General features: G+C 71.0%; 9 protein-coding genes. 3 read left to right on the top strand and 6 right to left on the bottom strand.

From position 1 onward, the window contains the following. Nucleotides 1-40: 40 nt before the first annotated feature. A complete protein-coding gene (locus FE256_RS16485) occupies nucleotides 41-796 on the bottom strand; it encodes an MIP/aquaporin family protein (RefSeq protein WP_138177834.1) in 756 nt (251 codons plus the stop codon). Nucleotides 797-917: 121 nt separating this feature from the next. Beyond that, nucleotides 918-2,636 carry a glycerol-3-phosphate dehydrogenase/oxidase gene (locus FE256_RS16490; RefSeq protein ID WP_138177836.1) on the bottom strand — a complete coding sequence of 573 codons (1,719 nt, stop codon included), beginning with the start codon at nucleotides 2,634-2,636 and terminating at the stop codon, nucleotides 918-920. A gap of 113 nt (nucleotides 2,637-2,749) precedes the next feature. Here FE256_RS16490 and FE256_RS16495 point away from each other — a divergent pair, with 113 nt between their 5' ends. Further along, nucleotides 2,750-3,712, top strand: a complete 963-nt coding sequence (locus tag FE256_RS16495; protein ID WP_138177838.1) for a sugar-binding transcriptional regulator — start codon at nucleotides 2,750-2,752, stop codon at nucleotides 3,710-3,712. Nucleotides 3,713-3,721: 9 nt separating this feature from the next. Here FE256_RS16495 and dhaM read toward each other — a convergent pair whose 3' ends face one another. From dhaM to FE256_RS16515, 4 genes are all read right to left on the bottom strand, one after another. Beyond that, a complete protein-coding gene (dhaM, locus tag FE256_RS16500; protein ID WP_138177840.1) occupies nucleotides 3,722-4,456 on the bottom strand; it encodes a dihydroxyacetone kinase phosphoryl donor subunit DhaM in 735 nt (244 codons plus the stop codon). Further along, complete coding sequence (gene dhaL, locus FE256_RS16505; RefSeq protein WP_138177842.1) at nucleotides 4,453-5,094, bottom strand: dihydroxyacetone kinase subunit DhaL; 642 nt, start codon at nucleotides 5,092-5,094, stop codon at nucleotides 4,453-4,455. Before dhaL ends, dhaM begins: the two co-directional genes overlap by 4 nt. After that, a complete protein-coding gene (dhaK, locus tag FE256_RS16510; RefSeq protein WP_138177844.1) occupies nucleotides 5,091-6,086 on the bottom strand; it encodes a dihydroxyacetone kinase subunit DhaK in 996 nt (331 codons plus the stop codon). The genes dhaL and dhaK overlap by 4 nt, the downstream gene beginning before the upstream one ends. An 87-nt stretch (nucleotides 6,087-6,173) precedes the next feature. Beyond that, the gene (locus FE256_RS16515) at nucleotides 6,174-6,875 is read right to left on the bottom strand and encodes a lysophospholipid acyltransferase family protein (RefSeq protein ID WP_252371067.1); all 702 of its coding nucleotides are present in this window, start codon (nucleotides 6,873-6,875) and stop codon (nucleotides 6,174-6,176) included. A 158-nt stretch (nucleotides 6,876-7,033) separates the two neighbouring features. On the opposite strand from FE256_RS16515, the gene FE256_RS16520 reads away from it, so the two are divergent. Both FE256_RS16520 and dxr read left to right on the top strand, forming a co-directional pair. Further along, nucleotides 7,034-7,999, top strand: a complete 966-nt coding sequence (locus FE256_RS16520; RefSeq protein WP_138177848.1) for an FKBP-type peptidyl-prolyl cis-trans isomerase — start codon at nucleotides 7,034-7,036, stop codon at nucleotides 7,997-7,999. A gap of 9 nt (nucleotides 8,000-8,008) precedes the next feature. Next, nucleotides 8,009-9,091 carry a 1-deoxy-D-xylulose-5-phosphate reductoisomerase gene (dxr, locus tag FE256_RS16525; protein ID WP_138177850.1) on the top strand — a complete coding sequence of 361 codons (1,083 nt, stop codon included), beginning with the start codon at nucleotides 8,009-8,011 and terminating at the stop codon, nucleotides 9,089-9,091. Nucleotides 9,092-9,191: the final 100 nt, after the last annotated feature.

Consider the following 9,191-nt stretch of genomic DNA (forward strand, 5'->3'; position numbering starts at 1 on the left):
AGAGGGGGCGGGGGCGCCGTCGCGACGCCCCCGCCGAGGATCACTTGCCGAGGCCCAGGAGGACCGGGGCGACCAGACCGGCGATCAGACCGCCGACGAGGGGACCGGCGACCGGCACCCAGGCGTAGCCCCAGTCGCTGGAACCCTTGCCCTTGATGGGGAGGATCGCGTGCGCGATACGCGGACCGAGGTCACGCGCAGGGTTGATCGCGTAACCGGTCGGGCCACCGAGGGAGGCGCCGATACCGACCACGAGCAGGGCCACGGGCACGGCCGCGAGGCCGCCGATGCCGCCGGGGACGCCGATGTCGGCGACGCCGTAGTCGGCGAATCCGAAGATCACGAAGACCAGGACGAAGGTCGCGATGACCTCGGTGAGGAAGTTGAAGCCGTACGAGCGGATGGCGGGTCCGGTGGAGAAGACGCCCAGCTTGGCGGCGGGGTCCGGCTCGTCGTCGAAGTGCTGCTTGTAGGACGCCCAGGCCAGCACGGCACCGATGATGGCACCGACCAGCTGCGCGGCGACCGCGACGAGGAATTGGACGAACGCGATCTTGCCCGCGACGAGCAGACCGATGGAGACGGCGGGGTTCAGCTGAGCACCGGAGTACGCCGAGACGATCACACCGGCGAAGACCGCGAGGCCCCATCCCCAGTTGACCATCAGGAATCCACCGGCGTTGCCCTTGGTCTTGGCCAGCGCCACGTTGGCGACCACACCGCAACCCAGGAGGATCAGCATCGCGGTACCGACCACCTCCGAGAGGAAGTACAGCCCCAGGTTCACTTCTTGCATGTCGTCATCGACCTTTCTGTTTTCGCCCGGACGCCATCGGCTCGGGCAACTGTGCGGCTCGGTGATCCGAACCTACGACCGCCGTGCGGGCGCGCAACAGACGGCGCGCCCGCACGTTCTCTCAGATTCGCGCGACTCCGGCCTCGGCGAGGTCGACGCGGTGCGCGGAACGGAGCTTCTCAGTGGCCCGCGCGATCTCTTCGTCGATGCGGGCGGTGTCCCAGCCGAGCGGGCCGGCGACGGCCTCGGCCACCTCGCGCAGCGTGCGCTCGGTCATCCCGCCGACGAAGGCGAGATGCGTTCGGCGCAGCAGCACGTCGATGAGGTGGACGACCTGCTCGTTCTCCGCGATCCACGTCAGCTCCTCGCGGTAGTAACCGGGGGCGTGCTCGAGAGCGGTGGGCTCGGCGGGCAGCACGGCCAGGATCGCGTCCGCGCGGGTGCCGTAGCGCTCGAGCATGGCATCCACGAGCTCGGCGGAGTGAGCATTCGTGCGGGCAGCGACCCAACGACGGCGCTCGGCGGGCGTGGTGGGGAAGCCCTTGCCGCCGCCGATGGGCAGGCCCTGCGTGCTCACGCGGTGCGGGCGGCGCAGCTTCTGGAGCGTCTTCATGCTGAGGTGCTCGGCGAGGGCGCGGAACGTGGTCCACTTACCCCCGACGAGGCTCATCGCGGGGGTGCCGCCGATCTCGTCCTCGACGATCCGGTAGTCGCGCGAGACGAAGCCGGGGGCGGTGTCGTCGTGACGGGGGAGCGGACGGATGCCGGAGAAGGTGTAGACGATCTGCGATCGGTCGACCGGCACGGTGGGGAAGACGTGACCGATGAGGTCGAAGAAGTACTCGATCTCGTCGTCGGTGCACACGACCGGCTGCGACGGGTCGGCGTCGATGTCGGTGGTCCCCACCAGGACGCGGTCCTTGAGCGGGTAGATGAGGACGATGCGACCGTCGGAGTGCTCGAAGAAGATCTCGCGACCGCCGGTGGCTGCCAGCAGCTCGGGGTTGTCGAGCACGACGTGCGAGCCCTTGGTGCCGCCCATGAACTGCGTCGGCAGTCCCATCGCGCCGTTGGTGAGGTCGGTCCACGGCCCCGAGGTGTTCAGGATGACCTTGGCCGCGACCGAGAATTCCTCGCCGGAGAGCTCGTCGCGCACACGCACGCCGTTCTCGTCCGCGCCGACGGCCGAGACGTAGTTGACCGCCTGGGTGCGGCCTCCGCCGGCGACGATGCCGTCGTGCAGCACGTCGAGAGCGATGCGCTCCGGGTCGTGCATGGAGGCGTCGAAGTACGTGGCGGTGTAGGCCAGGTCGGGGTTGAGGCGCGGGAGCGCCGCGAGCGACTTCTTCTTGCCGAGGAAGGTGTGGCGGGGAACGGTGCCACCGTCGCGCGAGAAGGTGTCGTACATGATGAGGCCGACCTTGATCAGCAGCGCGCCGCGCTCGTTCGGCTTGCCGCGACCGTGGGTCACGAGCAGGCGGAAGGGTGCCGAGAGGATGCCGGAGAACGTCTTGTAGATCGGGATCGTGGTCTCGAGCGGCTTGACGTAGTGCGGGGCCGTCTTGATCAGGTCGTTGCGCTCGGTGACGGCTTCCTTCACGAGACGGAACTCGCCGTTCTCGAGGTAGCGGATACCGCCGTGGACCATGTGGCTCGAGGCCGAGGAGGCGCCCGAGACGAAGTCGCCGCGCTCGACCAGGGCGACCTTCACGCCCTGGAGGGCGAGGTCGCGGAGGGTGGCGATGCCGTTGATGCCCCCTCCGATGATGAGGACGTCGAGGTCGTCGGCGTCGCGGAGCGCCTGGACATCGGCGCGAATCGAAGAAGAGGGGGACGACATGTCGACTGCGACCTTTCGTTGTGGGTACGCGAAACAGGATGCGCGCCGCTGCACGTTGTTGCAAGCCCCTTGAACAAACGTGCAGAATGGGCAAGGCGGAAAGGCGGGGGACGATGACGCAGACCGAGGAGCGCTCGCGCGATGCGCTGCGCGCCGCGCAGCTGTACTACATGCAGGACCTGACGATGGATGCCATCGCGCACGAGATGCGCGTCTCGCGATCCTCCGTGTCGCGGCTGCTGCAGCACGCCCGCGATGTCGGCCTGGTGACGATCTCGATCAGCCCGCCCGACGACGCGCGCGGCCAGATGGCTCAGCGCATCGCCGACCGCTTCGGGATCACCGCGCACGTCGTGCCGACGCCGTCCCGAACGTCGGAGGCCGAGCGGCTCGAGCGGACGGCGCTGACCGCCGCGCGCATCCTCGCGGAGCGCATCGAGTCGTCGATGACGGTCGGTATCGCGTGGGGGTCCACGCTCTCGGCGATCGCGCGGCACGTCCCCTCCAAGGACGTGCCCGACACCCACATCGTCCAGATGAACGGGGCGGCCAACCTCCGTACCTCCGGCATCCCGTACGCGGGGGAGATCCTGTCCCGCTTCGGGGCGGCCTGGTCGTCGTCGGTGCACCAATTCCCGGTGCCGGCGCTCTTCGACGACCCGAGGACCAAGCAGGCGATGTGGCGGGAACGGTCGGTGCGCTCGGTGCTGGAGATCCAGCAGCGTGTCGGCTTGTTCGTCTTCGGTCTCGGGTCCCCCCACGCCGATGTGCCCTCCCACGTCTACAGCGGCGACTACTTCGACGAGCGTGATCGCGCGATCATCGAGCGGGAAGGCGTCGTCGGCGACTGCGCGACGGTGTTCTACCGCACCGACGGGTCGTCCGACATCCCGGAACTCAACGCCCGCTCCAGCGGGCCCGACCTCGACACGGTCCGTGGCATCCCGCGCCGATTCTGCGTCGTCTCGAGCCTGTCCAAGCTCGACGCCCTCCGCGGCGCACTCGCCGCGGACCTCATCACCGAGCTGGTCGTGGAAGAGGCTCTCGCGCGCCGCCTGCTCAGCGTCACGCGCTGAGCCCGCCTGTCAGACCTCGCCGAAGCCGTCGTCGATCAGCGCGCGGAGTTCGGCGAGGGCGTCCCGCGCCTGGGGGCCGGAGGCGGTCACCCGCACGCGGGAATTCTGACGGATGCCGAGCGCCATGAGCGCCAGCAGGCTTCGCGCCGAGACCGGCTCGGCACTGCCGTCGAGATCGGCGATGCGCACGTCGGCATCGAAGCGCGACGCGGCCTTGACGAAGGTCGCCGCGGGCCGAGCGTGCAGTCCGGACGGGTTGACCACGGTGGTCTCGAACGACAGCTCGTCGGCGGTCGGGGGCGCGGGCGGCGGCGCTGCGGCTTCCGCTGCGGTCTCCGGCTCGGCGGAACCGAGCTGGGCGCGCTTCGCGTCGGCGGCGCCGGCGACCTCCGCGGCGACGTCGGCGAGGGACGCCCCTCCGGCCGCCGTGACGACGGCGCTGACCAGCCCCTCGACGAAGGGCGCCGGACTCAGCACGACACGCTCGGGTGCGGTGGCGAACTCCAGCGCCATCTCGGCGCTCAGCAGCGCCGACCCGAGGTCCATCAGCACGAGGACGCCGTCACCCGAATCGGCCGCATCGAGGGCTTCGGCGATCGCCGCGGCATCCGTCCCGAGGTCGCCGTCCGGTCCACCTGCGGCCACCCGCAGCGTCGGCGGATCGTCACCGCCCATCTGCAACGCCAGGTCGACCGCCGCCTCGGCGAGGGGGCGGCTGTGCGAGACCGCGACGATGCCGATCATCCGCGCGCCGCCAGGCTGTCGCGGAGGGTCTCGAGCAGCAGCGCCGACGACGCCGCACCCGGATCGATGTGCCCCGCGCTGCGCTCGCCGAGATAGCTCGCGCGACCCTTGCGGGCGACGAGGGGCTCGGTGGCGTCGCGTCCCTTCGCCGCGGCTTCCGCAGCGGCGGCGGACGCGGCCTCGACGTCAGCGCCCGCGGCGACCGCGTCGTCCCACGCCGCGACGGCGGGGCCGAGCGCATCGATCATCGTCTTGTCGCCGGGCTCGGCCTTCCCGCGGGCGACGACCCCGTCGACGCCGGCGCGCAGCGCCGCCCCCAGGGCCGCGGCATCCGCGCCGTCGGTATCGGCGAGAGCCGGACCCATCCGCAGGAAGAACGTGCCGTAGAGCGGCCCGCTGGCTCCGCCGACCGAGGAGACCAGCGTCATCCCGACCGTCTTGAACAGCTCGGCCGCCGACGCCGGGGACGTCTCGAGCTTGGCGACGACGGCATCCAGCCCTCGAGCCATGTTCGATCCGTGATCGGCGTCGCCGATCGCAGAATCCAGAGCCGTCAGCTCGTCACGATGCTGCTGGACGGCGTCGCGGAACGCCCGGATCCAGGCGACGAGGTCGTCGGTGGAGACCACGTCGCTCATGCGCCCCACCGCAGTCCGGGCGTCACGACGGGGGCGTCCCACAGGCGCAGCATCTCGTCGTCTGCTTTCACGACCGTGAGCGAGGCGCCGGCCATGTCGAGGCTCGTGATGTAGTCGCCGACGAGCACGCGCTGCACGTCGATCCCGGCTTCGGCCAGGAGCGGGGCGATCTCGCCGTACAGGAGGTACTGCTCGATGAGGGGCGTCCCGCCGAGGCCGGACAGCAGGACGATCGCCGAGCCGACCGGGTCGCCGAAGTCATGGACGATCGGGTCGACCATCATCTTCGCGATCTCGTGCGCGGTGGCGACCTTGACGCGCGAGCGGCCCGGCTCGCCGTGGATGCCGACCCCGACCTCCATCTCGTCGTCGGGGAGCTCGAACGTGGGGTGACCCACGGCGGGCACGGTGCAGCTGGTCAGAGCGACGCCCATCGAGCGCCCCGCCTCGGAGACCCGGCGCGCGAGGGCCGCGACGGCGTCGAGGTCGGCGCCCTCTTCCGCCAGCGCGCCGACGATCTTCTCGAGGATGACGGTCGTGCCGGTGCCCCGGCGACCGGCGGTCCATGTGGAGTCCGTCACCGCGACGTCGTCGGCGACGACGACCGACTCGACCCGCACGCCCTCGGCCGCGGCGAGCTCGGCGGCCATCTCGAAGTTGAGGACGTCGCCGGTGTAGTTCTTCACGATGTGGAGGACGCCGGCGCCGGAGTCGACGGCCTGAGTGGCGGCGAGCACCTGGTCGGGGGTGGGGGAGGTGAACACCTCGCCCGCCGCGGCGGCGTCGAGCATGCCGCGGCCGACGAACCCGCCGTGCATCGGCTCGTGGCCGGAGCCTCCGCCCGAAACGAGTGCGACCTTGCCCGCCGGGGTGGGCTCGCCGCGCAGGATCACGCGGTTCTCGGTGTCGATGCGCAGATCGGGGTGGGCGGCGTGGATGCCGCGCAGAGCCTCCGCCAGCACGTTGTCGGGGTTGTTCACGAACTTCTTCACGGGTGCCTCCTCGTCGTGGCTGCGGCGGGTTCGGGCCCGCCCCTTCAGACCCTGCTCGCCGCGGGCCCCCACGTCAAGGGCGACCGGTCAGATGCGCTCGTGCGGGAGCACCTGCTTGATGCGTTCGAGCGGGTTCTGCGCAGGGACCTCGTTGTAGGCGTTGGCGAGCTCCTGCTCGCTGAGGGCGTGGATGGCGGCCATGATCTCGTCGGTCGCCCCGCGCCGTGCGCGCCCGGACGAAGCCGCACCGTGCGGAGAGAGGTCGAGGGGCTCGCCGAAGCGCACCGTGATGCGCTCCCTCGTCGAGGGCACCTTCGCGCCGACGGGCATGACCTTGTCGGTGCCGATCAGCCCGACCGGAACCACCGGGGCCCCGGTCTGCAGGGCGAGGAAGGCCACGCCGGTGCGCCCCTTGTACAGGCGCCCGTCCAGGGATCGCGTGCCCTCCGGGTAGAGGGCCACGGCGCGCCCGTCCTCGAGCAGGGCGCGCTGCTGGTCGAGAGCGTCCAGCGCGGCCTGCCCGGCGCCGCGCTCGACGGGGATCGCGCCGATCGCGGTGAAGAACTGCCGGGAGGCCCACTTCTCGAAGTACGTGGACTTCGCGAGGAAGTGCACGGGCCGGGGGGATGCGACGGGGATGGCGATCGAGTCGATGAACGACAGGTGGTTGCTGGCGAAGATGACCGGGCCGGTGCGGGGGACGTTGTCGCGGCCCTCCACGCGGGGCCGGTAGACCGCACGTGCGAGCGGCGCGATGAAGAAACGTCCGAGGCCGTAGGCGGCGCCCATCTGCTTCGGGGGGACGGCGGGAACGCCCTCGGTCTCGTCGGAACTCACTCGACGAGGCTACTGCGCGCCGCATGCGTCGCCGTGCATGGGGCTCCCAGCGGCGCCAAAGCCGGATAGGGGATGATGGGGCGGTTCCCGTCGTCTCCGAGAGGTCTGCCGTGCGCATCCGCCCGATCGCTTCCCTGTCCGTCGCCGCTGCCGCGGTCCTGCTCCTGGCGGGCTGCACCGGCTCGTCCGAGGAGGCCCCGACCCCGGACGCCAGCGGCTCGGCCGACGCAGGACAGTGCCAGAGCGCGCTGTCGCAGGGCGCTGTGTCCGACGACGTTCAGGTCTCCGGTGATTTCCGAGGCAAGGTCGAGGTCACCCTCCCGACCGGCTACACCCCGGCCGGTCTCGAGCGCAGCACCCTCGTCGAGGGCTCCGGTGACCAGGTGCGCGCGGGCGACGTGCTGCGTGCCAACTTCACCCTCATCGACGCCGCCTCCGGTCAGGTGCAGCTCGAGACCCAGACCACGGCGCCCGACGGGATGGACACACTGATCTCGTCGCAGCAGATCTTCGGTGCGGCGCTGGAGTGCGCGACGATCGGATCGCGCACCGTCTCGGCGTTCCCCGCGGGTGCGCTCGGTGAGGGATCGCCGGCGTTCGTGCTCGTCGCCGACGCGATCGAAGAGCTGCCCACCCGTGCCACCGGCACCGAGGTCGCTCCGGCAGAGGGCATGCCCACCGTCACCTTCGACGACAACGGTGCGCCCACGATCACCATGCCCGACGCCCCGGCGCCCACCGAGACGCGGGTCGAGAACCTCCGCCAGGGCGACGGCGATGTCGTCAACCCGGGCGACCAGGTCATCGTGCAGTACGCCGGCGCGCTCTACGACGGCGGCACGGTCTTCGACTCGAGCTGGCAGCGCGGCGCCCCCGCCGAGTTCGCCACCACGGGCGTGGTTGCGGGCTTCCGCAAGGCGCTGGAGGGCCAGACCGTCGGCTCCCAGGTCGTCGTCGTGATGCCGGCATCCGACGGATACGGCGAGGCGGGCCAGGGCGACATCCCGGCCAACGCCCCGCTGGTGTTCGTCGTCGACATCCTCGGCGTCCAGCACGCGGCGGCGCCCGCTCAGTAGGCTGAGCGGATGCGTCGCGTCCTCATTCTCGGCTCCACCGGTTCGATCGGCACCCAGGCGCTCGACGTCATCCGGGCCAACCCCGAGCGGTTCGAGGTGGTGGGACTCGCCGCCGGCCGCGACCGCGCGGGTGTCGAGGCGCAGGCGGCGGAATTCGGCGTCGAGGCGTTCGCTCTCGGTGCGATGGAGGCCGAGCTACTCGTCCGCGATGTCGAGGCCGACGTGGTGCTCAACGGCATCACCGGTTCGGTCGGGCTGGGCCCGACGCTGGCGGCTCTGGAAGAAGGGCGCACGCTGGCGCTCGCCAACAAGGAGTCGTTGATCGTCGGCGGTGACCTCGTCACCCGTCTGGCGGCCCCCGGGCAGATCGTCCCGGTCGACTCGGAGCACTCGGCGATCGCGCAGGCGTTGCGCTCCGGCGAGCCGCACGAGGTGCGCCGTCTCGTGCTCACGGCATCCGGGGGTCCGTTCCGAGGACGTTCGCGCGCCGAACTGGCCGAGGTCACCCCGGCCCAGGCGCTGGCGCACCCGACGTGGGACATGGGGCGCGTGGTCACGACCAACTCCGCGACCCTGGTGAACAAGGGCCTCGAGGTCATCGAGGCGCACCTGCTCTTCGACGTGCCGTACGAGCGCATCGATGTCGTCGTGCACCCGCAGTCCATCGTGCATTCGATGGTCGAGTTCATCGACGGATCCACGATCGCGCAGGCGTCTCCGCCGGACATGCGCCTGCCGATCTCGCTCGGCCTGGACTGGCCGAACCGGGTGGCGGGAGTGGGCGCGCCGCTCGACTGGACGACGGCGTCGCAGTGGACGTTCGAGCCGCTCGACGAGGAGGCCTTCGGGTCGGTGGCGCTGGCCAAGCACGTCGGCCGCGCCGGTGGCACCTACCCCGCGGTGTTCAACGCCGCCAACGAGCAGGCGGTGGATGCCTTCCACGAGGGGCGTCTGAGCTTCCTCGGCATCCTCGAGGTGATCGAGCGCGTCGTGGACCGCCACGAGGCCCCCGGCGCCCTCACCCGCGAGTCGCTCGCCGACGCCGAGGCGTGGGCGCGTCGCACCGCCGACGAGGTCATCGCCGCGAGCTGACCCTGAGGCGGCTCGACCGGCATCGCGCACAACTCCGGCGAAATTGGATGCCGGGCTGGCCGGGGCGCGGGGCGCTGCGTTCGTGCAGGAGTTGTGCGGG

The sequence above is a fragment of the Microbacterium sp. 5K110 genome, from assembly GCF_005774735.1.
Taxonomy (GTDB): Bacteria; Actinomycetota; Actinomycetes; order Actinomycetales; family Microbacteriaceae; genus Microbacterium.